The sequence below is a fragment of the Streptomyces cellostaticus genome (assembly GCF_001513965.1).
Taxonomy (GTDB): domain Bacteria; phylum Actinomycetota; class Actinomycetes; order Streptomycetales; family Streptomycetaceae; genus Streptomyces; species Streptomyces cellostaticus.
Genome location: NZ_KQ948017.1, coordinates 1 through 23,952, shown reverse-complemented (window position 1 = coordinate 23,952; position 23,952 = coordinate 1). Strand labels below are relative to the sequence as shown.

General features: G+C 71.1%; 24 protein-coding genes. 11 read left to right on the top strand and 13 right to left on the bottom strand.

The window, feature by feature from the left end; translation table 11 throughout:
* Nucleotides 1-34: 34 nt before the first annotated feature.
* From blsF to AQI88_RS07365, 6 genes are all read right to left on the bottom strand, one after another.
* Nucleotides 35-994, bottom strand: coding sequence for a CGA synthase-related protein (blsF, locus tag AQI88_RS07385; RefSeq protein ID WP_244184068.1), 960 nt, complete (start codon nt 992-994; stop codon nt 35-37).
* A 48-nt stretch (nt 995-1,042) separates the two neighbouring features.
* On the bottom strand, nt 1,043-2,077 hold the full coding sequence (blsE, locus tag AQI88_RS07380) for a cytosylglucuronate decarboxylase (protein WP_066993880.1): 1,035 nt from the start codon (nt 2,075-2,077) through the stop codon (nt 1,043-1,045).
* Nucleotides 2,078-2,124: 47 nt separating this feature from the next.
* Entirely contained in the window at nt 2,125-3,336 is a 1,212-nt protein-coding gene (locus AQI88_RS07375; RefSeq protein WP_066994944.1) for a hydroxymethylcytosylglucuronate/cytosylglucuronate synthase, read from the bottom strand.
* A 503-nt stretch (nt 3,337-3,839) separates the two neighbouring features.
* Nucleotides 3,840-5,378, bottom strand: a complete 1,539-nt coding sequence (locus tag AQI88_RS07370) for a carboxylesterase/lipase family protein (protein WP_066993877.1) — start codon at nt 5,376-5,378, stop codon at nt 3,840-3,842.
* Between the two features lie 168 nt (nt 5,379-5,546).
* Nucleotides 5,547-5,690: a hypothetical protein gene (locus AQI88_RS45790; protein WP_159050308.1), complete on the bottom strand. Its 144-nt coding sequence runs from the start codon at nt 5,688-5,690 to the stop codon at nt 5,547-5,549.
* Nucleotides 5,691-5,800: 110 nt separating this feature from the next.
* Nucleotides 5,801-6,541, bottom strand: a complete 741-nt coding sequence (locus AQI88_RS07365; protein ID WP_066993874.1) for a class I SAM-dependent methyltransferase — start codon at nt 6,539-6,541, stop codon at nt 5,801-5,803.
* 495 nt (nt 6,542-7,036) lie between these two features.
* On the opposite strand from AQI88_RS07365, the gene AQI88_RS07360 reads away from it, so the two are divergent.
* Both AQI88_RS07360 and AQI88_RS47480 read left to right on the top strand, forming a co-directional pair.
* Entirely contained in the window at nt 7,037-7,900 is an 864-nt protein-coding gene (locus AQI88_RS07360; RefSeq protein WP_066993871.1) for an LLM class flavin-dependent oxidoreductase, read from the top strand.
* A 588-nt stretch (nt 7,901-8,488) separates the two neighbouring features.
* On the top strand, nt 8,489-8,764 hold the full coding sequence (locus tag AQI88_RS47480; RefSeq protein ID WP_244184067.1) for a hypothetical protein: 276 nt from the start codon (nt 8,489-8,491) through the stop codon (nt 8,762-8,764).
* Nucleotides 8,765-8,812: 48 nt separating this feature from the next.
* Here the strand turns inward: AQI88_RS47480 and AQI88_RS07350 are convergent, their stop codons facing one another.
* Nucleotides 8,813-9,724, bottom strand: coding sequence for a TolB family protein (locus AQI88_RS07350; protein ID WP_066993866.1), 912 nt, complete (start codon nt 9,722-9,724; stop codon nt 8,813-8,815).
* 364 nt (nt 9,725-10,088) lie between these two features.
* Between AQI88_RS07350 and AQI88_RS07345 the strand changes: the two genes are divergently transcribed.
* From AQI88_RS07345 to AQI88_RS07335, 3 genes are read left to right on the top strand one after another with little or no spacing between them, the layout of a single operon-like run.
* Complete coding sequence (locus tag AQI88_RS07345; RefSeq protein WP_066994940.1) at nt 10,089-10,775, top strand: FadR/GntR family transcriptional regulator; 687 nt, start codon at nt 10,089-10,091, stop codon at nt 10,773-10,775.
* Entirely contained in the window at nt 10,772-12,211 is a 1,440-nt protein-coding gene (locus AQI88_RS07340; RefSeq protein WP_066993863.1) for a hypothetical protein, read from the top strand. Before AQI88_RS07345 ends, AQI88_RS07340 begins: the two co-directional genes overlap by 4 nt.
* Nucleotides 12,208-14,040 (top strand): GMC family oxidoreductase, encoded by a 1,833-nt coding sequence (locus AQI88_RS07335; RefSeq protein ID WP_066993860.1) that lies wholly within the window; start codon nt 12,208-12,210, stop codon nt 14,038-14,040. Before AQI88_RS07340 ends, AQI88_RS07335 begins: the two co-directional genes overlap by 4 nt.
* 120 nt (nt 14,041-14,160) lie before the next feature.
* On the opposite strand, the gene AQI88_RS07330 is transcribed toward AQI88_RS07335, so the two are convergent.
* On the bottom strand, nt 14,161-15,126 hold the full coding sequence (locus AQI88_RS07330) for an NAD(P)H-dependent flavin oxidoreductase (RefSeq protein WP_066993857.1): 966 nt from the start codon (nt 15,124-15,126) through the stop codon (nt 14,161-14,163).
* Nucleotides 15,127-15,166: 40 nt separating this feature from the next.
* Nucleotides 15,167-15,955, bottom strand: a complete 789-nt coding sequence (locus AQI88_RS07325) for an amidohydrolase family protein (protein WP_066993854.1) — start codon at nt 15,953-15,955, stop codon at nt 15,167-15,169.
* Nucleotides 15,956-16,056: 101 nt separating this feature from the next.
* Here AQI88_RS07325 and AQI88_RS07320 point away from each other — a divergent pair, with 101 nt between their 5' ends.
* The 4 genes from AQI88_RS07320 (at nt 16,057) to AQI88_RS47475 (ending at nt 18,839) form a co-directional block, all read left to right on the top strand.
* A complete protein-coding gene (locus AQI88_RS07320; RefSeq protein ID WP_066993851.1) occupies nt 16,057-16,449 on the top strand; it encodes a MerR family transcriptional regulator in 393 nt (130 codons plus the stop codon).
* A gap of 148 nt (nt 16,450-16,597) precedes the next feature.
* Nucleotides 16,598-17,518 carry a zinc-binding dehydrogenase gene (locus tag AQI88_RS07315; RefSeq protein WP_066993848.1) on the top strand — a complete coding sequence of 307 codons (921 nt, stop codon included), beginning with the start codon at nt 16,598-16,600 and terminating at the stop codon, nt 17,516-17,518.
* Nucleotides 17,515-18,507: an alpha/beta hydrolase family protein gene (locus AQI88_RS07310; protein ID WP_066993845.1), complete on the top strand. Its 993-nt coding sequence runs from the start codon at nt 17,515-17,517 to the stop codon at nt 18,505-18,507. The genes AQI88_RS07315 and AQI88_RS07310 overlap by 4 nt, the downstream gene beginning before the upstream one ends.
* 128 nt (nt 18,508-18,635) lie before the next feature.
* Nucleotides 18,636-18,839 carry a hypothetical protein gene (locus AQI88_RS47475; protein WP_066993842.1) on the top strand — a complete coding sequence of 68 codons (204 nt, stop codon included), beginning with the start codon at nt 18,636-18,638 and terminating at the stop codon, nt 18,837-18,839.
* A 166-nt stretch (nt 18,840-19,005) separates the two neighbouring features.
* Here the strand turns inward: AQI88_RS47475 and AQI88_RS07300 are convergent, their stop codons facing one another.
* Entirely contained in the window at nt 19,006-19,569 is a 564-nt protein-coding gene (locus tag AQI88_RS07300) for a carboxymuconolactone decarboxylase family protein (protein WP_066993839.1), read from the bottom strand.
* A 102-nt stretch (nt 19,570-19,671) separates the two neighbouring features.
* On the opposite strand from AQI88_RS07300, the gene AQI88_RS07295 reads away from it, so the two are divergent.
* Nucleotides 19,672-19,950, top strand: coding sequence for a winged helix-turn-helix transcriptional regulator (locus AQI88_RS07295; RefSeq protein WP_317932926.1), 279 nt, complete (start codon nt 19,672-19,674; stop codon nt 19,948-19,950).
* A gap of 90 nt (nt 19,951-20,040) precedes the next feature.
* Here AQI88_RS07295 and AQI88_RS07290 read toward each other — a convergent pair whose 3' ends face one another.
* Nucleotides 20,041-21,282 (bottom strand): hypothetical protein, encoded by a 1,242-nt coding sequence (locus AQI88_RS07290; RefSeq protein WP_159050307.1) that lies wholly within the window; start codon nt 21,280-21,282, stop codon nt 20,041-20,043.
* Between the two features lie 105 nt (nt 21,283-21,387).
* On the opposite strand from AQI88_RS07290, the gene AQI88_RS07285 reads away from it, so the two are divergent.
* Entirely contained in the window at nt 21,388-21,585 is a 198-nt protein-coding gene (locus AQI88_RS07285; protein ID WP_066993831.1) for a hypothetical protein, read from the top strand.
* A 366-nt stretch (nt 21,586-21,951) separates the two neighbouring features.
* Here AQI88_RS07285 and AQI88_RS07280 read toward each other — a convergent pair whose 3' ends face one another.
* Nucleotides 21,952-22,254, bottom strand: a complete 303-nt coding sequence (locus tag AQI88_RS07280; RefSeq protein WP_159050306.1) for a hypothetical protein — start codon at nt 22,252-22,254, stop codon at nt 21,952-21,954.
* A gap of 525 nt (nt 22,255-22,779) precedes the next feature.
* Complete coding sequence (locus AQI88_RS07275; RefSeq protein ID WP_066994935.1) at nt 22,780-23,739, bottom strand: helix-turn-helix domain-containing protein; 960 nt, start codon at nt 23,737-23,739, stop codon at nt 22,780-22,782.
* Between the last annotated feature and the right edge of the window lie 213 nt (nt 23,740-23,952).

Genomic DNA, 23,952 nt, shown 5'->3' with positions numbered 1-23,952 from the left:
GCTGCCCGGCGGACAGCGCGGCGGGTGAGTACGGTCAGAAAGCGATCGGGGCGAGGGCGAGTTGACGGAGCGTGCGGGCGACGCGCTGGGCGCCACGCAGGTCGTCCGGGCCGAGACCGGACCATGCCGAGCGGGCGTCGGCGTCCGCAGGGGACCACAGCGCCGGGTCGGCGGGATCGGTCACCGTCGGCACCCGCACGGCCTGGCGGGTACGACGGGCCAGGTCGTCCTGGTCGTGGTCGAGGGGTGGGAGCAGGGCGAGCGGAGCGCCGCGGGACTGCGCCAGCGTCAGGGCCGTCAGCGTCGGGGAGGCGACGAACACACGGGCCGCCGCGTGCAGGGCGTCGACGTCGACCGTGCGGGCGTCGTGCACCCGGACACCGGTGGTGTGCGCCAGAGCGGCGGCCGTGGTCTCCGCCTCGCCGTCGCACACCACGTCGCACCGCCCGGTGCGGTGCACCGCCTCCTCGGCCACGGCCCGCAGCGGTCCGTCGGCGAAGGCGGCGAGGTCACGGCCGGGCACCTGGTGGACGGAAACGAGCAGCAGGCATCCCGTCCGGGTTCTGTCGCGCACCAGCCGGGCCGGTGCGAGCAGGCCCGTGGGGCGTGCGCCGCCCGGACCCGCAACCCGGGGGCCCGGCAGCCAGGCGGGGGCATGCGCCCGCACGGCGGCCGCCGTGACGGCGGGCAGCCCCTGAGCCCGGTACCCGGAGTGCAGATACACCACCGGCACTCCGCGCGCCGTCAGCGCCTGCGCCACGGCGGGAAGGTCGCACACGAGGGCGGCGTCCGGACGGTCCGCGCCCCTCCATATCCACTCCCTCTCCTCCGACCTCCCGGTCTCCACGACCAGGTCCATCTCGCGCAGATGGGCGGCGATCCGGCGACGCGCGGTCACCGAGTCGAGCTGCCGGGGGTCGGCCACCAGCAGCAGGCGCCGGCGGGCCGGTGCCGGCCCGTGCGCCGGGAACGCTCCTTCGTCGTGGGCGGGCATCTCTCTCCTGTCGCCTTGACCGATGCGGGCCCGGCCCGGCCGGGCGGGTCAGTACTGCCACGGCCGTACGCCGCCCAGCCGGGCGACGTCGTCGCTGTACCCGGCTGCCGTCGCCGAACAGCCGTTGCACACCCGCGGCCCCTGGGTGCGGAAGAAGTCCGCATGGGTACGGAAGGCAGGGGTGTCGAGCCGGATGACCCCGTCCTCACGCAGCGGAGCACCGCCCGGTTCGTCGTCCCCCTCGCGATGCGGCAGGCAGCTGCAGGCGTACGCCCGGCCGTACTTGCCGTCGAGATAGATCACGTCGTCGACGACATGGCACAACGGTTCGCTCGCCCGCGGTGTGACGGAGGCCGAGAAGTACAGCTCCTGTTCCTCGGGGGTGTCCCCGTAGAACCGCTTGCCGAGGGGGACCAGCATCCACTCGGGGTCTGCGTCGTAGACCGGGTCGCACAGGGCCCGCACATGGTCGGGATCGGGGTAGTGGATGGCGCGTTCGAGCTTCAGAGCGGACAGTTCCCACTGCTGCACCCCGGTTTCGGTGAGGACCCTCTGCAACTGGGGCATCTCGGTGTAGTTGTGCGGTCCCACCACGCTGTTCACGCGCGGCAGTACGCCGAGCCGGGCGGCGGCGCGCAGCCCGCGCAGGCCGTGGTCGAACATGCCCGGGGAGCGGCGGTAGACGTCGTGCGTCGCGGCCGAACCGCCGTCGAGGCTGACGATGACCTGGGCGAGGCCCGCGTCGGCCAGCTGCTCGATCTGCCGGGGCAGCATCATGCCGTTGGTGATGACCGACATCTTCATGCCCGCGTCGGTGCCCCGGCGCACCAGCTCCGCCACGTCCGCGTGCATCAGCGGCTCGCCACCGGTGAAGCGGATGTAGCCGACCCCGGCCTCCACGGCCCGTGGCAGCAACTCGTCGAAGTCCTCGAGCGAGAACCGGAACGTGTCCCGGGAGAGCGCGAACTCGCACATGAAGCAGTCCGCGTTGCAGGCCTCCAGCAGGCGGATGAACAGATACCTCTCGCGGGTACTGCCGCGCCGTCCCGGGCCGCTGGGCCGCAACGCCGGTTGCTCGGTCATGGCGGAACCTTCCTGTGAGCGGGTGCTGCCGGTCTGTCGTCGTCCGCTCAACCGCGGGCTGCGATCGCAGTCCGCAGGACGAGGTCCAGGACGTGGTCGGCGACCTGGGCTGCGCCGTTGCGGCCGACGGTGTCGACGAGAGCGGTCCAGCAGGCGCCGGCACCGGCGCGGCGCAGCGCCGCGAGGACGCGGTCGCATACCTCGGCCCGGGTCTGTGCGGCGTCTTCGCCCGCCGCGCCGGCGATGCCCGCGTAGATCAGCCGGAGCGCCGCCTGCTCGGCGGTCGTGCGGTCGCGGAGAACGTCGGCCTCGGCGAAGACCCGGTCGGGCCAGGTGACTCGGACGTCCGCTCCGACCGCCCGGCTGTGGAAGCGGCCGTTGAAGATCTGGCTGAGGTTCTGCGGCGGGAGACACACGGTGGGCGTGCCCCGTGCACCGGCCTCCAGCAAGGTGGTGAGTCCCGGCGAGGTGAGCAGGACGTCGGTGTCCGCCAGCCGCTCCAGGAAGGCCTCGCGTCCGAGGGGGCCGTAGGTGACGTGCATCCGCAAGGAGTGCTCCACGTCGGCCTTGAACCTGGCCGGGAGGTTGCCCGCCACATGGACCTCCCGCACGCCGAGGGAGTCCAGCGCTCTCAGCGCGGCCGGTACGACGAGGGCCGGGTAGCAGGTCCAGTCGGTGAGGGCCGGTGAACGCAGCCCGCCGAGGCTGACCAGCGCGCGGCGCGCGGACGTGCCGCGGACGGGACCGGTCGGTGAGCCGGCGGGCTGCTCCCGGCCCGGCACCGTGATGACCGCCTCCACCCACCGCAGGTTGGTGATCGAGGCGAGCACGTCCTGGCACGCGGCGGGCAGGTCGACGCAGCGCTGGGCGCAGTACACGGACACGTCGGTCGGGAGCGAGTCCCGGTCCCCTTCGGTCCACAGGAAGGGCAAGCTGTCGACGAAGACCGTGGGCACCCCGGCGGCCTCCAACGCGACGGCCGCCGGGCCTTCCAGTACGACCAGTCCGGCGCTGACGTCCTCGCGGCGCGTCACGTCCGCGACCGCCTGCCAGTCGTCGGCACGCACGTCGTACCAGCGGTCGATCCCGTGCTCCGCGAGGAGCGCACGGCTCAGGCCGGAGGCGATGCCGACGAAGCGCAGCGGAATCGGTGACCGGTCACGGAGAGTCGCGATCAGGGCGCTGAGCTTGCCGGTGCTGCCCCAGCCGAACTCGGCTCCCGAGAGGGCGATGGTGGCGGTGTGATGAGGTGACTGCATCTGCATGGCGCCTGCGGGCCCTTCCTCGCGCACGGCCGAATGCACCGGCCACATCAAGGATTTCCGGACGACCCTCATGCTCAGCGAGGCGGGAAGCGGCACGCAAGGGAGTCATGACGACTTCGAGCCATATGCTTGTAGTTACAACAGGCATGCATTAGTGGCTCGTTCGGCCACTCTCCCGGCCCTGCTGCGGGGGTCGGTCCACAACGACTCGCTGCGACTCTGAGTGACGGAAGCCGAGTGGGTCGGCCTTGGGGTGTCGGGCCGTCACGGCCTGAGGGCCTACGCCCCGCGCGGGCCGGGGCCGACCCTGCCGAGGGCCGACGAACCTTCCCCGGACCTGATCTCCGGCCAGGAGCCGCCATCTTTGAAGAGCGAAGAAGCAGGTATGAGGTTGGCTCATATACCAGCGTCAGATTCATCGTTGTGAGTGACGCGTCCCTGAAGGCAGCAGGCTGCAGTGAACCGGCTGGGGGCGAACGGCGTCCGCCACCGGGCTGCTACCCGCCGATGATCGGTAGTGCTGGGAAGAAGTGGTCGTGCCAGATGAGGCGGGAGGTCTCCTCCGGGTAGGCGGTGACGGCCGACCGCGTGTCGAAGAGTCGTGTGAGGCGTTGCTCGGCGTCGTACGGGTCCCAGCCGGGGTCGCCGTGAGCGGCGAAAGCCGTCCACGCGGTGCGTATGCACGATGACAGCTCCTCCGCAGCAGGGGAGGGGCTTTCGCCGATCAGCGCGGCGGGCTGGCCACTTCCCAGGTTGCCGAACACGAGAGGTACGTCGAGACCGTGGCAGGCGCCGAGGACACCTCCCATTCCCGGGGCGGGCCAGGTCAGTTCGTACACATGGGCACGCCCGCCGCCGGTGATCTGCGCGCCGGCGAGGTGGAGGCTCGGCATGCGGAACAGCCAGTCCGAGTTGACCAGTTCGTACAGCTCGTCCGGGCCTGCGGCAGGGAAGCCGTCACGGTAGCGCTGTGCGCCGTCCGGGCCGGGGGCGAAGACCTGGAGAGCGGCCGCAGCCTGCTCCTCCGTCACCTGGCCGAGCAAGCCGTCGAGCGCGGTCAGCAACCGCTGCTCGTCACGGGTGTGCCCGACAAGGAGGTCGACGTCCCGGCCTGCGCCATCGGCCAGGGCCTGCCAGGGTGTGACCGGCAGGACATCGCCGTCGACGACAGGCGAGAACGGGATCGACCGGTGTGCGACGGGGCCCCAGCGCTCCGCGAACGAGACGGACTTGGCGGTGATCGCATCGCCGGCGGTGGGCAACTGGTCCGGGGCCACGGTCGACAAGTCGGCCACTGTGGGGCGCAGTCCCAGCTCAGCTGCGCAGGCGGCGGCGATGTCGGCAGCGAGCGCCGGTGAGAAGAACGTCCCTGGCACGCTCTGTGCGATCGCCCGGCGGAAGAGCCCGGCCGCGCGCGGCATCGCCAGCAGCGCGGCGACCGATCCTCCGCCCGCCGACTGGCCGAAGACCGTGACCTGGTCCGGGTCGCCCCCGAAGGCCCGGATGTTGTCGCGCACCCACTCCAACGCGGCCACCTGATCGAGCAGGCCCCGGTTGGCGGGAGCTCCGTCGATGTGTGCGAAGCCCTCCATGCCCACGCGGTAATTGAGCGTCACCACGACGACACCGCCGTCCCGCGCGAGGCGGGCCCCGTCGTACTCGGGGAGTCTGGACATACCGATGCTGTAGGCGCCGCCGGGGATCCACACCATCACCGGGAGCCCTGCTCCGGGGTGCGGCTCGGGCGACCAGACATTGACCGTCAGCCAGTCGTCGCCCGCCGAGTCCCGTGCCAGTGCGTCCATGCCGAAGTGGCCGGCCTGCGGGGGCGGCGGGCCGTACGACACGGCCATGCGCACGCCGTCCCACCCCCTGACCGGCTGTGGTGCGGCGAAACGGAGCAGGCCCACCGGTGGTTCGGCGAACGGGATGCCCCGGAAGACCGCCACGCCCTCTTCCACGGTGCCGCGCAGTTCCCCTGCTGCAGTGCGGACCTCGGGCTCGGAGCCGGTCGGCTCGGACGCGGCAGTCGTCATCACAATCCCCTCCCGGGCAGGGAGAACGCGTTCACGGAAGTCGTCGGCAGCGCGTCATCCGGCACACGCTGCAAGCAGGCGGACAGCAGCGCGCGATCAGCCCCTGCTGCCCGGGCGGTCGCACAACCGACACCAGGGATCATCCCGCCGCGTCAGCTTGAGGGCCACCTATTTACGGAGCAGGGCCATGGCAGGTACTGCAGCGCCACGCGCTGCTGATCGTTCCACGGGAATCCACAGCGCCGCGTCGGACAGGTACGAGGTCAGGGTGCCGACCAGTACGCCCAACAGCGTCACTATCTGAGTGATCATGGTCGTGACCGTACCGTCGGGGCAGCGCACTGTGCCGGGATGTTGCAGTGACCACCACCTACGGTCTGCCGCTGGCTCAGCGTCGTCTGCGGCAGAACGGTCCCTGTCGGTCAGGCGTGAGTCGTCAAGATCATGTAGGGCGCCGTCCGGGTCTCTGCCGGGGCATCCTCCGAGGGGTCGTCGGCAGGGAGCGTGGGCAGGTCCACGGTGGGGGAGGGCAGACCAGCCTCGGTCAGGAAGGACCGGTAGCGATCGAGGGATCGGTAGTGGGTGACGCTGGTCATCGTGCTGCCGTCGCGCAGGCGCAGCACCGTGGGTACCGTGTCGCCGTCGGTGTACACGGCTCCCGGTTCGCCGTGGCGCAAGGTGGAGAAGGCCACGCCGGCGGCTGCGGGGTTGAGGTCGGCGAGGAGGTACGGGGCGCCGGGGCGCAGCACGCGGTGGATTTCGCAGGTGAGGGCGGCCAGCCGGTCGTCGTCGGGGTCGGTGCAGTACACCAGGCAGCACACGGCGGCATCGACGCTGTCGTCGGCGAGCCAGGGCAGGGCGCGTCCGTCGAACAGCCGGTAGGAGATGCGAGAGTGCGGGCGGTCGGTCCGAGCGATGTCCAGCATGTCCACCGAGGGGTCCAGTGCCTGGACGGTCCACTCCCCGGTACCCGCGAGCTGCGCCGCGACCGCGCCGGTACCGCACCCGATGTCCAGCCCCAGCCGGTCGGGGCCTGGACACCGGCTGAGCCGTTGCAGCACGCCAGGGAAGATCAGCTTCTCGGCCAGCCGCATGTCACGGTCTTGGTAGGCGGCGGCCGCGGCGGAGGTGTCCCAGCCGAGGGGTTCTTCGTCGGAGATCACGGGCGGCTGCCTCCAGAGGTGTGCTCGGCGGCAGCCTTGCACACGACAAGGTCCGATTGTCCGCGGCACGTGGGGAGATTCCCCCGACGAGGCATCTGAACGGCGGATGCTCGTCGGCGAGGGCCCGCAGCGCACGGTCCAGGACGAACCCCTCGGACGACGTCCCACGCGACGTGGCTCCTCCGTCGACCACGGCCACCTTGCCGTGCGTCGACGCCCGATGCCGCCGCATCGCCTCCAGCGCCTCCCCGAGCCGGGCCATGACCCGGGCGCCGCGCTCGGGTCGCGTGCGAGCTCCGCCAACTGCTCCCGCGTCACTGCCCTGGCCGCCACGACAACCCGCGCACCGCCAGGCCCACCACACAGTCAGGATCCGCGTCCGGCGGGAAGATGCCGGGGGAGGTGCTGCTGCCGCCGCCTGTCGGAGGCCTGCCGTGAAGCCGCCTGGATCCGAATCCGATTGCCCCTTCGCGGCCGGCTGCGCATCCTGCTGGGATGCGCTTCTCCATCAACATCCCCAATTTCGGTGACTTCGCCGACCCCCGTAACGTCGCGACCGTGGCGGCTGCCGCCGAACAGGCAGGCTGGGACGGACTCTTCGTCTGGGACCATGTACTGCACCGGCAGCACCAGGGACGCCCCTTCGGAGACCCCTGGATGCTGCTGACCGCGGCCGCGCTGGCGACCTCCCGGATCCGACTGGGCACCCTGCTGACGCCGGTCCCTCGATACCGTCCGCAGCAACTCGCCCGCCAAGTGGCCACCCTGGACCACCTCAGCGACGGCCGGGTGATCTTCGCCGCCGGTCTGGGCGGTCCGATCGAGGACGAATACCGCAGCTTCGGCGACGTCGCCGAGCCACACCTCCTCGCCGAACGGCTGGACGAGGGACTGGAGCTGTTGCGGCGCTTTTGGTCAGGCGAGCCGGTGAACCACCACGGCCGGCACTACGAAGTTCGGGACGTGACGCTGCTGCCCGCCACCGTGCAGCGGCCCGGTCCGCCGGTGTGGATCGGCGGGTTCTGGCCGCGTCGTCCGCCCATGCGGCGGGCAGCGCGGTGGGACGGCGCGGTGCCGCTGTTCGAGACGGCCCGGCATGGGCAGGTGCCCGATGTGGCGGAGGTACGGGATCTTGTCGACTGTGTACGCAAGCACCGTACGGCCGGGGACGAGCACCCCTTCGAGTTCGTGCTCGGCGGTGCCACGCCCTCGGACGCGGCCAAGGCCAAAGACGTGATCGGTCCGCTGCGCGACGCCGGCGCCACCTGGTGGGACGAGCGACAGGTCCAGACCGGCCCCGACCTGGACCGCCTGGCCCCGGTACTGCGCCGCATCGAGGCGGGGCCGCCGGTGGTCTGACCAGCCGCTCGAGGGTGTGCCGGGTTTGCCGGCGGGGTTCTTCGGTCGCTTGCCGGGCTCGATCGCGGTCTTCAGGTTGCCCGGCACCAGGCGGCACGGCGGCCTCCCCCTCGGCAACCTCCTGCTCCGGAACGGCGGCCAGGCCGCGGCTTTCGAGCCGCTGAGCACACGAGGCATGGGCCTCCCCAACCCCGCTGAGCGTGCCACGGAGGCTTCGTGCGTGACGTGCGTTCGACGATCGAGGTGGTGTTGTGAAGCGGGGGCTGGTAGGGATGGGGCGTGCGATTCGAGAGTGTTCCCATGCCGGCGGGGGTCGAGGCGCGGCCTCGGGACGTTCGTGGGTATCCCGTTCCGGCGATCACCCCGTGGGAGGGGGACGAGCCGCAGTTTGCGCTGACGGACTATGAGCGCAGTGCCGAGTGCGCGCGCAAGCGGCTGTGTTCGGTGTGCAACCGAGGCATGCCGCAGGGGCCGGTATGGCGCGTGGTGGGGGCCGCGGAGAGTACGGCGATCGGGGAGGCGTTGGCTGCCGGACGGCCCTATCGCAATCTCGCGCCGACTCTGGAGGGGCCGGGGCACCGTGCGTGCATGCTGTACGCCTCGATGGTGTGCCCGTATCTCGCCCGCCCCAACGCGCGGCGCGGGCTGTCGGCGGCTCAGCCGGACGAGATGACCTCGCATGTGGTGCGGGGTGTTGCCCGGGGCTCGATGGGTGCGGTGGTGGGCTTCGGGGAGTACGAGTACGCCGTCACGAGCAGCCAGGTGCTGTTCCGGTTCCTCGACGTCGTGGAGTTCCTGCCGCACGACACGGCCGACGCGCACCTGGACGAACTGCGGGCCGAGCTCGTCCGGATGGCGGAGTGACTCGGACTCCGCCGCTCGGACTTGCCCGGCCCGGCTTGCCGGCCGACGTCAGGGGCGGTACGCCGCCAGGCCCACCGTCGTCGTGACCTTCGTCGGCCGGCCCGTACCGTTGGACGGCAGGGTCACCGTGCCGCCCGGGGTGCGGGCCGCGAGCGTCTTGCCGTCGGGGGACCAGGCCGGCTCGGTGTAGTCGGTGGTGGCGTGCGGGGTGAGGTCCTTGATGCGGTCGCCGTGGTTGAAGTCCTCGACGAGGATGTGATCGTGGCCGGCGACCGAGCGCACGAAGACGACCTCCTCCTCGTTGGGCGACAGGGCCGGCTGGGAGCCCTTGGTGAGCTTGCCGCCCTGCTGGCGGAGGTAGTCGTCGCGGATGTACACGTCACCGGTGTTGACGTTGGCGTAGACCGAGGTGCCGTATCGGCCCGCCGCGTTCGGCCAGACGTTGCCGGTCTGGGGCAGCGGCTGCTCGTCGGGTCCGGGCTCCTGGCCCAGGGACAGCGTCTTGGGCGTGCCGTGGACGGCCTTGGCGGAGATGTACTTCAGCCGGGACACGTTCTTGGCGCGGGCCGCGAAGATGAGGTTGTCCTTGGCGGGGATGCCGTTCTGGGTGTCGGCCGCGGTCACCTGCCAGGTGGGGTGGGACCAGTTCTGGTCACCGGGGTTCTTCGCGACGACGACGCGCCCGCTGCCGTCGGGGTTGGCGACGTCCAGGTTGCCTGAGCCGTCGATGAAGGCGGCCTTCGCGCCGTTCGGGGACCAGGCGAGGTCCCGGACGGGCACCCCGAAGTTCACCCGGTGGCCGTTGATCAGCACGTACTTGCTGCCGTTGCTGATGGTCAGGGTCCCGTGCGAGGCGCCGGTGGCGGCCGAGGCGGCGCCGGAGGCGCCCAGCAGTGCAGTGCCGGTGACGGCTGCGGCCACGGCGATGGCAGCAGCGGTGATGCGAGTGCGTGTGGTCATGACTGATTCCCCCGGGAACGTGGACAGGTCTGCGGTGGATCAACGCCAGAGCTGCTCGTCCGTCCCTGGGCCGACGAAGGCCACGCGACCGTCTGCTGCTCTGTTCGGAAGAAGCCTGTCAGACCACGATCTTCGAACGGTCCGTCCGGTGTCACAGGGGCGTAACACGAGGGAGGCGCCAGGGCGGGCAGACGTGGCTGCCTGGCCAATCCCGGATTCATGGTGGCGAGGGCTGTCGAGGTGTGTCTGTCCGACACCTGCCCCAAGTGGGGCGGCAGGAAGGCTGATTGACCGTGCGCGGTCGTTGACTTGTCGGACAGGTATTGGTTGGGTGGCTCATCCACTGAGCCACTGGGAGGACGGCGTGGAGGCACTGCCCCGCGAAACCATCGTCGATGTCCTGGAGAGCCGTCTGCGTGAGGACATCCTCACCGGACGCCATCCGGCGGGCAGCTACCTGCCGCCCGAACGCACGCTCGCCGACGGCTACGGCGTCACCCGCACCACCCTCAAGCACGCTTTCGGGCGTCTCATGCAGGCCGGACTGGTGGAGACCCGGCACGGCGTCGGCACTCGCGTGCGGGACTACCTGCGCCTCGGCGGCGCCGACCTGCTGCCCATGCTCGTACGGCACAGCCCCGACTGGATCGGTGAGGTCTTCGAAGTACGGCGCAGCATCGGAGCGTTGATCGCGGAGCGCGCCGCGGCCCGGGCCACCGTCGGCCAGCGAGCCGAGCTGCGCACGCTGCTGGCAGCCGTCGGGGACGCGGCAGACGCCGATGCCGTACAGCTCGCGGACATCGAGGTCCACCGGGCCCTGGCCCGCGCCACCGGCAACCGCGTCTACGTCCTGCTGACCAACACCCTCTTCAACGCCTATCTGCCGGTGCGCGCCGCGCTCAGGGGACCGTTCACGGACGCCCACGTGGCCCGCGCACGCCTGGACCCGGTGGTCGAGGCGGTGGCGGCCGGTGACGAGGCCGGCGCCCGGCGGGCCGCTGAGCAGTATCTGACGGCGACCGAACGGATCATGCTGGAGGGCCTCGCATGAGCGCGGACACGGCCTCGCGCACGGCCACGAGCAGTGGCCGGCCCGCTCGCGGCACCGTCTTCAGGGAGACGATGCTCGGCACGCTGCGACTCGACGACGAGGACCGTATCCGGAGAGTCCGCCTCGATCTGAGGGTCGGGGCGGACCGCTCGATACGGCCCCTCGGCACGACCGAGGCCCGCGCCACCGGCCGGATACGGGTCGCCGGCTGGGCGGACGACTCCTGCGCCGAGGGCGAGTTGGAGATCTCGCCGCTCGCGCGACGCCGGATCCGCTACCGCATCACGTTCACCGCCGACGGCCGCCGACTGACCGTCGACGGCTGGAAGTCCGTCACCCCGCGCAGGCCCCTGACCTCGATGACCGTGCTGCCGTACACCCTCTACGAGGCCGGCGCACGGATCGGCACCGGCACCCTTCGCTTTCCCGTCGGCACACAACTGCTCCGGTTCCTCGCGAGTTTCCGTTTTCCGCGTCCTCAGGATCCTGATGCGTTCCTCGCGCCCCGCTGGCGCGGTGAGCCGGGACGCACCGAGGTCTGGTACACCACCGTCACCGACCCGGACACCGGTTGCGGACTGTGGCTGCACCACGAACTGACCGCGCCTGCCGACGGATCCGAACCGTACGCGCACGGCTGGGCCGCGGTGTTCCCCAAGCACGGCCCCGTGCGGCACGCCCGCTTCGGCCCCGCCCGGTGGACTCCCGAAGAGTCCGGCTTCAGCGCCGACGGAGCCACGGTGCGGCCCGGACGCCTGTCCGGATCGGCCGAGGGCGGTGCCCTGCGCTGGGACCTGGCCGAACGGCCCGCGGACGAACCGCTGTTCACCTTCCCGCGGTGGTCCTGGCGCCGGCCCCTGCTGCCGGCCGCCCACATGCTCCCCGCCGCGCGGGCCTCCTACGACGGCACCTTCGCCCATGACGACGAGACCCTGACCCTCACCGCGGCCCCGGGCGCATCCGCCCGCATCTACGGTCACGGCAACGCCCGCCGCTGGGCCTGGCTCCATGCCGACCTCGGCGGCGGGGACATCCTGGAGATCGTCGCCGCCGTCTCGATGCGGCCGGGCCTGCGCAGACTTCCGCCCCTGGTCTTCCTCCGGCTGCGCCGACAAGGCCGCAACTGGCCCCGCCGCCCCGAGCGGCCCGCCCTCGGCTGGGCCGGAGCGGGGCGATTCCGCGCCGCCCTCGCCCTGCCCACGTGGACCGTCACCGGCCGCTGCGGCCTGCGCCGGATCCGGGTCGAGGTCACCCAGCCCGCGGACCGCACCCTCGTCGTGGACTACACCGACCCCGACGGCCGCCACGCGACGTGCCGCAACAGCGAGCGCGCCGACGCGCGCATCCGGCTGGAGCGGTGGTGGTGGGGCGGCTGGCGCACGGAGGCGGAGTGGAGGCTCGACGGCACGGCCCACGCAGAAGTGGGCACACGATGAGCCTCAACGGTCTTGTGGCCGCCCTCATCGCCGACGACGGCACTGCCGAGTGGCCGCAACGCGTCCCCGTCAGACTGGATACGGTCCTTGCCAAGATGCCCTTGCTCGCCCGGGTCGGCGTACGGACGGCGGCGCACGCGGTGGACGCGTACGCCATGGCGCGCACCGGGCGCACCCTGGGCCCGCTCACCGTGCCCGAACGGGAAGCCGTACTGGCCGAACTGGCCGCACGGCCCGCCCTCCTGCCCCTCCTGGACGTGCTCAAAGTGCCCGTCCTCCTGGCGGCTGGAACGGAGCGGATGCTCCAGGACGGTCCCGCACCGCGCGGCCTCACGCCCCAGGATCCGCCGCTCGACCTGACGCCCGCCCCCGCCTGGGCGGCTCGCTCCACCGCCGACGCCGTGGTCATCGGCTCGGGCGCGGGCGGGGCGATGGCCGCACGGACCCTGGCCCGAGCCGGGCTCGACGTCGTCGTCCTCGAAGAAGGACGGCACCACTCCACCGAGTCGTTCGGCCGGCGTGCGCCCCTGGACCGGTTCACCGAGCTCTACCGGGACGGCGGAGCGAGTGCCGCCGTCGGCAACCCACCGCTGCTGCTGCCGGTGGGCCGGGCCGTCGGCGGCACCACGGTCGTCAACTCCGGTACCTGCTACCGCACTCCGGGCCACGTCCTGGACCACTGGAGCAAGCACCTCGGATTCGCGCTCGCCGACGGCTTCGACCGGCAGCTGGACGAGGTCGAGCGCACCCTGCGGGTGGCCACCCAGCCCACGCCCGTCCTCGGCACCAACGGCCGTATCGCGCTCGCCGGTGCCCGGGAACTCGGCTGGCGGGCCGCGCCCCTGCGCCGCAACGCGCCCGGCTGCCAGGGTTCCTGCCAGTGCGTGGTGGGCTGCCCCACCGGCGCGAAACAGAGCGTGCAGCTCTCCGTGCTGCCCGACGCCTGCGCCGCAGGGGCCCGTATCGTCACCGATGCGCGGGTGGAGCGCATCCTCGTCGACACGGACCGGCCCGGAGGGCCACGCGCGGCAGGGGTGCGGGTACGCAGGTCGGACGGCGGGTTCGAAATCCTCGCGCCCCTGGTCGTCGTCGCGGCAGGCGCGCTGCAGTCCCCGCCGCTCCTGCGCCGATCCGGCCTCGGCCGGCACCCTCGCCTCGGCCGCAACCTCAGCGTCCACCCGGCCACGAGCGTCGCCGGACGCTTCGCCGAACCGGTCACCGCCTGGAAGGGTGTGCTGCAGAGCGTCGGAGTGGAGGAGCACCACACCCAAGGCATCCTCATCGAGGCCACCGCCACCCCGCCCGGCATGGGCTCGTTCATCCTCCCCGGACTCGGAGGCGAGCTGCGCCGCGAACTGGAGAGCGCCGACCGGCTCGCCACGCTCGGCGCGATGATCGCCGACCGTCCCTCCGGCCGCGTCCTCGGACGCGACCGCACACTGATCCGCTACGACTTGGACCACCGCGACGCAGACCGCCTCATCCGGGCCGTTCGCGCCATGGGCGAGCTGCTGTTCGCCGCGGGCGCCGAGGAAGTGCTCACCGGCATCCCCCGCACGCCCCGCGCACGCAGCCTCCCGGAACTGGACGCCGTCCTCGCCGGCACCAGCGCGCGCCGGCTCCATCTGTCGGCCTACCACCCGACCGGCACCGTAGCCGCAGGCGCAAGCCCCCAGCACTTCCCGGCCGACCCGGAGGGTCGTCTCCGCGGAGTACACGGAGTCCTGGTCACAGACGCCTCGGTACTTCCCAGCTGCCCGCAGGTGAATCCCCAGCTGAGCATCATGGCGGCAGCCCTGGCGATCGCGGACGCGTATCTCCAGGAATGAGAACCAGAACGGGGCGGCGTCCGACTCGGCGGACCGAGTGCGGACCCGATGGAGGGCGGGCAGCGCGCTAAGGGCAGGTGCGGCGGTGCGGCCGTGATCGCTGCTTCCCGGCGATCGAGGTCAGCGCCTGCCGGCGCGCGCCAGTGCCGCCTCAGCCTGGGCGGCCAGGGTGCCGACCAGATCGGCTGCGGACGGCAGGTCGTCGATGAGGTCGATGGCTTCGCCGGCCCACTGCGGCAGTGCGGGGATACGGCCTTGTGCCACGGCGTCTTGGTATGCCTGCTGGGCATGCGGAGCGGCGGCGAGTTCGTCCTCCCGGCCCCGCCATCCGTCGAGGAAAGGGTGGCCGAGGGTACGCGCGGTGTACTTCGCCGGCCACTGCGAGCCCCGGGCGATGTCCAGCACCCTGTTGCGTTCGGTGTCCTCCCCGCGTCCCTCAACGATCGCCCTGGCGGTCGCGGGGGCGAGAAGCGCCTCGGCCGTGGCCTGGAAGCGGGTGCCGAGCAGTGCTCCGGCAGCCCCCAGCGCCAGGGCGGCCGCCACGCCGCGGCCGTCGGCGATCCCGCCGGCCGCCAGCACCGGCACCGGCGCCGCCAGGTCCACCACGACGGGCACGAACGGCAGCGTGGACCGCCCGTTCCGGGCTCCGTGCCCGCCCCCTTCGGTGCCCTGCGCCACGATCACATCGGCGCCCAGATCCACCGCCCTGCGGGCCTCCTCCAGGTCGGTGACCTGAATGATCAGAGCCGTGCCCGTGCTGCGGATGCGCTCCACGAACGGACTGGGGTCGCCGAAGGACAACATCACCGCCCTCGGCCTGTGCTCCAGTGCCCGCGCGACCGCACCGACGTCGATCGCCCACGTCTGAAAGCCGATGCCCCAAGGCTTCCCGGCGCCCTCGCCGGCCAGGACAGGCAGTTCCCGGGCCAGCCAGTCCTGGTCCCCGTTCCCGCTGCCCAGCAGCCCGAGCCCGCCGCCACGCGAGACCGCCGCCGTCAGGGCGCCACCGGCCGACCCGCCCATCGGGGCCAGGGCAATCGGATGCTCCACATCGAACAGTTCCGTGAACGCTGTCGACAATCCCATAACCGCAATCCTGCCCGCCATGCCGGTGGATGGTGCCGGTTCAGAGGATGCCCAGAAGCCGTCCGAGGTTCCCTCCGAGCACTCGGTCACGCACCTCACCAGGAGGGGTGACGCGTTCGATGGTGGTACGGGCGAGCACCGGATCGCCGTAGGGGGCGTCCGAGCCGAACAACGTGCGCTCGGGAATCTCCTGGATCGCCAACCGCACAGAAAAGATGATGTTGGCCGTCGACAGTTCCAGGTACATGCTCGGTGTGTCCCGCACGAGTTCGACGGCCTCCATCCAGTTCGATCCGCCGAGCTGGCTGACGACCAGCGGAACCGCCGGGTAGCGCGCGGCGAGACGAGACAGCGTGCGCAGGTCTTCCGCGGTGGTGGGGGCGAAGCCGTGCACGACTACGGGGAGTGCGCCGTGGTCGTGTGCGGCCCGGAGCACGGGCTCGATCCGTGCGGCCTGGCCCGGCGGTGGCGTGAGTTCCCCGATACCGCGCAACCCGCGTCCGACCACCTCGCGTTCGATGACGGCGGCAACGTCCTGCTCGGGCAGATCGAGCGGCACGCTGCCGAAGCCGATGAACCGGTCCGGGTGCGCGGTCAGGGCCTCGTCCAACTCCCGCCAGGCGGTGCGGTAGCCGTCGATGCTGTTCCCACTGCCTGCCAGGGCATGGTCGAGGACCTTCATCTCGCGGCGCAGGGAGGCAAGATCGACGGCCCGTTCCGGGTGCGGGCGGGTGCCGAAGAGCACCGTACGGTCCACGCCCGCGGTGTCCAGGTCGGCGAGGTGGCGGTCCACCGGGTCGTGGACATGGCTGTGTGCATCGATGATCATCGGTTCCTCCGTGGGAGAGCGGGCCGCTGGAATGCGGTGGGCGCGCCTACTGTTGCTCCTTGACACCGTTGGAAGGTCAAGCGCGAGGTAGGGGAGCGGACGTGCTCATCGGAGAACTGGCCGAGCGGACCGGGACCAGCGAACGCCTGCTGCGCTACTACGAGCGGGTGGGGCTGCTCCGGTCCGAGCGCCGGCCCAATGGGTACAGGACGTACGACGAGACAGCCTGCGCGACGGTCCGGCGGATCCGCGCCCTCCTTGCGGCAGGGCTGCCGACTCGCGTCATCCGCCAGGTACTCCCTTGCACCGAGGCCGAGGGTGTCGTGGTGCCGTGTCCCGGCGTGCTGGACGCGCTCCGAGCCCAACTGCGTGCCCTTGACGAACGATCGGCCGAGATCGCTGCGGCCCGGGACATCCTGCAGCAGACCATCACCACCGCCGAGACCGCGGACGCCGTGGCTGCCACCGCTCCCCATGCCACGGCCACGCCCTGAGGTTGTCGTGCATGCCGTGTCTCAGCGCTTGCAGCCGTGTGGGACAGGCTTCGATCCTCGGCTCCCACCATAGGTGACAACCAACAGTTGTCGGCTGTGCCGGTTCGTTGTTGGATCGCGGGGCGGCTGTGGGGGTTGCATCCTCGGCATGCAAAGACTGATTCCCACGGGGGAGGCGGCACGTCCGGTCGCCTTCGCCGAGGTCCCCCAGCCCGTCCCGGAGCCCGGTGAGGCACTGATCAAGGTCGAGGCGTTCGCGCCGAACAGAGGCGAGACGTTCCTCCTCGAACAGCCCCGGCCGGGTTTGCTGCCCGGCAAGGACGTCGCGGGGCTCGTTGTCCAGGCGGCAGCCGACGGTTCGGGCCCCGGCACCGGCACCCGAGTGGTCGGGCATCCGGCACAGGGCGGCTGGGCCGAGTACGCCGCCGTGCCCACGCACTCTCTCGCGGTCCTCCCGGACAGCATCGACAGCGCACGGGCGGCGGCCCTGCCCCTGGCCGGCATCACCGCCCTGCGGCTGCTGCGTACGGCCGGTTCCCTGGCCGGCCGACGGGTGCTGCTGACCGGAGCCTCGGGCGGGGTCGGCCACTACGTCACCGAGCTGGCCGTTGGGGCCGGAGCCGAACTGACCGCGGTGACGGCAACGCCAGTGCGCGGCGAGCGGCTCGCGGAGCTGGGTGCGCAGGTGGTGCACGAGGTCGCGGCGGCTCAGGGACCGTTCGATGTGGTGCTGGAGTCCACGGGTGGTCCGGATCTGCCGGTCGCCCTGTCCAAGGTGCGCCCGGGCGGCACCCTCGTCTGGTTCGGCCAGGCGAGCCGCACCCCGGTGACCCTCGACTTCTTCCAGTTGCTGGGCGGGCCCGAGCGCGTCACGATCCAGCACTTCCACTACGCCGACGCCCCCTACGGCGCCGATCTCGCGGCACTGGTGCGCCTCGTGGAACAGGGGCGGCTGCACCCGGAGATCGGCCGGATCGCCGACTGGACAGATACCGCCGACACACTGGTCGACCTGCGAGAGCGCCGGATACGCGGCAAGGCCGTCCTGCTGACGGGAGGAGCACGATGAGCGCAGCCGAGTTCGCCGTAGCCCAGTGGACACGCGCCACCGGCGCGGGCGTCGACCCCCACGAGTACCGGCACGTCACCGATGGCCTCACCTCCGTCGCCGACTGGGGACCGTCCTTCCTACGCACCGGACGCGCCTATGTGGACCGCGCGGAGAACGCCGGATCGCCCGTCTCCGCCGGTGAGCACCTGCTGATGGCGGCCCGATGGTTCCACCTCGCCACGCTCGCGCCATACGCGGAGGCACATCGTGCCGCCGTCGAGGCGGACCACGCCCTGAGCAGAGCGCTCACCGTGCTGGATGCCGGTGCGCGGCACGTGAGCGGCGAGGGATTCACCGGCTGGCTGCGCGGCCCCGCCGACGCGCCCGGCACCGTGGTCGTCGTCCCCGGCCTGGACTCGGCCAAGGAGGAGTTCCTCGATCTGGTGTCCGCGCTGCTGGCCAGAGGGCTGGCCGTGTTCGCGATGGACGGCCCCGGACAGGGCGTGCTCGCGGCCACGACGACCCTCAGGCCGGACTACGAGCAGGTTGTCGGCCGGGTCGTCGACGCCCTCGGCGTCGCACGCATCGGACTCGTCGGCCTCAGCCTGGGCGGCTATTTCGCGGCCCGGACCGCGGCGCTGGAGCCGCGCGTGGCGGCGGTCGCGACCGTCAGCGGTCCCTTCCGTCTCGACTGGGAGGAACTGCCCCCACCGGTGCGGGACATCATGGTCCGTCGCACCGGAGGGGCCGACGCCGCCCGCGCGTTCGCCGGCCACGTGGACCTTTCCGCCCTGGCGCCCCGCATCGCCTCCCCGCTGCTGGTCGTGGACGGAGGCCAGGACGTCATTCCCGGCGTGACGAACGGCGAGCCGCTGGCCCGTCTGGCGCCGCACGGCACCTACCTGTCCGTCCCGCACGGTGATCACCTCCTCGGCAACGCACGGCCCGACTGGCTGCCCCACGTCAGCGACCACATCAGGCGCGCACTGACGGGAGCACAGGCATGAACTGCTTCACCGAGTAGACCGTTCGCGGCACCGGCGGCACCGGCGGCACCGGCGGCACCGGCGGCACCGGCGGCACCGGCGGCACCGGCGGCACCGGCGGCACCGGCGGCACCGGCGGCACCGGCGGCATGGGCCCGGCGACCGTGCGCCGCCTCGTCACCGAAGGCGCCGTCGTCGTCAACGGCCGCCCCCCCGCCCGGGTGGACGCCGCCGCATTCGCCCCACGAGGGGGCGCGGCGGCCGTGGCGTTCCACGTCTCCTCCGACACGGCCTACGTCAATGGCCGGGACCTCGTCATTGACGGCGGCTGGGTGGGAGCCGTAACCGCCTGACGACCGGCCTGTTCAGAGGGCATGGAGTGGCCGTGTCATGGATTGGCAGTCGGTCCTCGCCGACGTACGGGGGGCGAGGCATGCTGACCGGCAGGCCGAGACCAAGGCGTCGCCTGTCCATCTCCAGACGCAAGGTGCCCTGCGCCTGCGGGAGTGACGGCGGTGGTCACGCCGCGGTAATCGGCACGGTGCCGGGCTCCAGAGGCAGACGCAGCGCCCTCACCGCGAAGGAGATGGCGTGGTACCACCCGCAGACCATGACCAGATCGAGGGCTGCGTCGTCGCCGACGGCTGCGGTCAGGGTCGCCCAGGTCTCGTCGGAGAGATCGAAGGTCGCATGGAGTTCGTCGACCGCTTCGAGTACGGCTCGGTCGGCCGCTTCCCAGCAGTCGTCGTCCGGGCGTCCGAAGGCCAGCGAAGTGAGCTGTCCGGGGTTGAGCTCCGCCTTCTCGGCGAAGCCTGCGACGTGTACGCCCCACTCGTAGTCGGCGCCGCACAGCGCAGTCGTCCGGTCGATGACCAACTCCCGCTGACGGATGGTGAGAGCTGAACTCCTCGAGAAGTAGTAGCGCCCCCAGCCCGCGATGCCACGGGCGAGCTCGGGCCGGCGGGCCCACACCCTGAACAGCTGGATCGGTGCGTGCCCGAGGAGCTCAAGTGCTGCATCGGCATCCTCGGCGTAGGGCGGCGTGAGGGGCTCGATGCGCGGTTGCTTCGAATTGAGAGGCATGGCGGGATGGTAGTGTCGGCGCTTCGGAAAGGGAAGCAGATGAAGCAGTCAACGCCCCTCCCGGGCCGCCCGGTCCGCGGCTCACACACCGGGCGCCCGATCATGGCACTCCTCGACCTCCTGGGCCGGCGCTGGGTCCTGCGCGTCCTGTGGGAGCTGCGGGACGGTTCCGCTCCGACCTTCCGGCAGCTCCAGCAGCGATGCGGCGGCGTTTCTTCAAGTGTCCTGACGGAAAGGCTCCGTGAGCTCGGAGAGGCCGACCTCGTCGAGCACACCGGCGAGGGCTACGTACTCACCGGACAGGGCACTGCCCTCCTCGGGCGTCTTGCCCCACTCGATGCATGGGCCGCTGACTGGCACCCCAAGGCAACGAGAGACTGAGCCAGGCTGTCTCGAGCGCCCATGTGCACGACATCGCCACACCCCGGCTGCCAGGGGCACCGCGGTCGTCAGCTGTTGCACGGCGGGAGTTCACCTCAGCGGGGAATCTGCTCCCAGCTCTCGTCCGGCTTGCCGTTGCACCTGTACTGGATCAGCTGGGTGCCCTTCGTCGCGGTGGCGCCGAGGCCGAGGCACTTGCCCGAGTAGACGTTCCGCAGCGTCCTGGCGGCGCTGTCGTACCACCACTTCTCGTCGACGGGTCCCGTCGGTGGCGACGCCCTGCAACTGCCGCACCGGCGCCCTGAAGCCGCCGTCCGCGGTGGTCGTACCCACGGTGTCGCCGTTGTCGGTCTTCGGCAGGTCGGTGGCGGGGTTCAGGGGCCAGCGCGCCAGATGGGCGTCCGGGGCGCGTCCGTGGCTGTAGTACTCGCCCGACACGAGATGGGCCACGCCTCCGCTGCGGTCCAGGCTCAGGGAGCTCAGGCAGGCGCGCCCCGTCTCGTGGGGCGCGGGGCAATACCCCGGAGCGGCGGCGCGGTCGCCGATGTGGTACTCGCCCACCATGGGCAGTGCCCACTGGTGGTACTTGGCCGACGAGACGCCGTTCTCGATGCCGACCCGCTCGGAGATCTGCTGCATCTTCCAGATGTGCTGGAAGTCGTAGACCTGAAGCTGATTGCCGTTGGCGATGAACAGTTTGTTGCCGTACCAGACCGCGCCGTCGGCGTGGGTCCCCTTGACCGGCTGGAAGTTCGGGTGCTTCTCGTCCCCCGTCGGCTCGACCAGCAGGACGTGGCCGTAAGTCCACTGCGTGCCGGTGGAGTTGACGATGGAGATCCGGGCGAACTTGTTGGCGTCGTAGTGCCACGACGCCACGTACAGGTGGTGGCCGGAGTAGGTGCCGCCGGGGTCGGCGTCGTGCGACGCGGTGAGTCCCTGCGGGGTCCAGCCGCCGTCGGACGTGTCGTCGCCCTTGTCCCAGCAGAAGCCGTTGTACAGGAACGTGCCGTTGATCCCCGTGGTGTGACACAGGGGCCGTCCGGAGTGCTGGCCCGACAGGGCCACCCCGAGCGGGCCGTTCGTGGTGACGGCGCCGCTCCTCTCGACGGCCCGGATCCTGGCGCCGTAGTTGTCGTAGTCGATCGCGCGGTCGATGCCGAGCTTGTACTCGCGGTACTCCTTCGGCGGGGTGGCCGTCAGCGGACCCGCCATGGTGTCGGGCTCGGCCGCCGCCGATGGCGCCACGACGAGGGTGAACGCCATCGCGGCCAGCGAGGCGAGCGCCGCAAGAAGGGAACGAGTACATCGTGTGCTGCGGTTACGTGTTGTCACGCAAGAACACCCTACTGTGCTGGTCGTGACCGACGGGGAGGGGTCCTGGGCCCGTCAGGCCGAGGCAGACACCGGGGGACGCGACGATGGTGTCCGCCCGATCAGGTGCCGCTGATCGCCGGTTGGTGGCGGCAGGCGGCACCCCAACTGGACGTTCCGCGCGAGCCGTTCACCCAGCACGCCGCGGAGCCCGATGGATGGATCACGACTTTTGAATCGTTTGCCAACCTCCTCACCGACTGGGGAGAGGCGGTCACGGAGGCAGAGCGCCGCGGCTGGGGCATCGTCGGCCTGCGCTGCTGACCGCACCCTCGGTTCACCGTTCGTCGGCGAGCGCCTGCAGGATGACCTGGCGACGCTCCCTACGGACACGGCCGCAGATCGGGGGTGCCGGCCTCGGGTACGCCAGGGGACGTAGAAGGCCACGTACGCGACGGGGTGCCGGGCAGCGAACTCCCTCGCGCGGTGCGGACTGGACAGCGCCCGTGACCGTGCCGTCTCGCCGGGCTCGACCAGTAGTTGGACGCGTGGGGTGCTCCCGAGAGGCAGCCCATTCTGATCAGTCCGATGAGCGCGTTCGACAGATATCGGCTACGGCGCGCAGGACGGGCCCGGTACCGTGGTAGGCACCGGGCCCGGTCAGGTGTCTGCTTGCAGGATTGTGTCGTGCTAGCGCACGTAGAGACTCGGGGTGCCGGTCGTGCTGTAGCCCGTCGGGCATTCCACCCTGTTGTAGTTCAGCCGCCAGGTTGTGTAGGGCTGGCCAGGACCGCCGCTCCAGTAGGAGTGGCCGTCCGTGCAGTGGATGCCGAGGCGGACCCGGAAGCCCTCGCACTTGTAGTGCCCGCGGCCCCTGCCGCCGGCCCAGTCGGCCCAGTAGCTTCCACCGTTCGGGCAGGGGTCGGCGGTGATCATCGACGCCTGTGTCGAATGGGCGGTTTCGCCGGGAACGGCCTGGGCGGGGAGGGCCACGGTCCCGAGTGTCAGAACTGCCCCACCGAGCCCGGCGCCGAGAGCTGTACGAATACGCACGTGAGTTCTTCCCATCGCTGAGTGGTAACCGGGCAGATCCCGGTTGCCCAAGGAGGATGGTCCGTGCGAAATGACGAAGGGAAGCAAAAGGCTGTCCGGGACAGTCCGGGACATGCCAGGACCCTGTCCGGGCTGGTCATGGCGGTAGCGCGTAGGTGTGGCCGGTTGGACGGCACCTGGCGTGAGTAGTCGTGACAGCGGAATCGAGAAGGTCCCCGCAGGCGGTCTGATCGTCTCCCGGATCGCAGCGATGAGATCTCCGGCTGACGAACCGTGATCCTTTCCGCCATCAACGCGCTCAACGAGATCCTGTTCGCGGGCCGCCTCATGCTGCGGCGGGTCCTGCTCGTTAACACGGAGCAACTGTCGCAACACGTTGCCGATCGCCTGGTAACCATGCCGCCTACCAGGACGACCTCTCCGGCCCAGGCTCATATGACAAGGGAGTGCGGCCACTGGGGGCGGTCAGACAGTCCGGATCTGGAATCGCTGATCGGCCGCGCCAGTGCACCTTTCTTCGATTGCTTCAGCCCCCTCGGCGGTGTCGTTGCCGACGATGCCGATGCACTGGCTGCTGTTGGCCTGGCGAAGCCTGAATCCCCTGCGGTCAGCGGCGGTGGGCTCCAGGCGGAACAGGGTGGCCTGGGCACAGTCGTTGCGGGGTTCGAGCATGCCCTTTACTGGGCCGGTGCTCATGACTGTCAGGCATCCTTTCCCCTCCTGGGGATGATGCCATTGGATGCGGTACAGGCCCTCGCCGGCCGGTTCGAGGTAGGTGCGCGGCACAGTGGCTTGGACGCACGGAAGCTGGACGGCGATGGCATGGGCGTAGGCCCCGTCGCGGTCGCGTCCGTCGGTCAGGCACAGTTCGGGCGTACGGGCCGGGCGGATGGTGACCCAGCCGTCGGGGGGAGTCCGGGCAGCGGCGGCCGGAGCAGCCGGGGCGCCCCGATCATCGGAGCCGTCGGGGAGTAACCACCAGGCGACCAAAGCGAACAGTGGAACCATGACCATGGCTGTGACCGCGACCGCGCGCCACCTGAGTCGGCGTGGCCGCGACGCCATGGAATCCTGAGTCTGAAGTTGGGACTCGGTCTCAGGCCCGGGACCGTGCGCCGTGACAGGCACGGTAGTGACACCTGCGGCGATCCGGTCCCTGGCGTCGAGCCAGGCGGCGACCCGCTGTCCGTCCCCGCATGCTCGGACGAACGCAGTCAGCACGTCGGGGCGCGGCAGGCTCGTCCGCCGCAAGATGTCGGCCAGCGTGCTACGTGCCAGAACGTCACCGTTTCCAGCGGCCCGCTCCTGTAGCTCGCGATACGTGAGCCCCGAACGCTCTTTGAGCTGCCGCATCGATTTAATGAAGCCAGCCGCGTCACGGGCTTCGTATGGTGACAACTCCCCCCGGTTCTCCACGAGCGTCATCCTGCTGTGGCCATGGCACACAGGACAACGGCGGATTCCGCCATGCCCCGCGACCGCAGCCGACCGCGCCATGTGTGCAAAGCGTGCGCGAGGACCAGGCCGCCGACTGCGATGCCGGCGCCGGTCTGACCCTGACTGGTGGCGAGAGTGGCCCGCTGTGCTGCGGCCGCAGGCCCGCATCCATGTCGAGCCGGACTGTGAACCGCTCCGGGT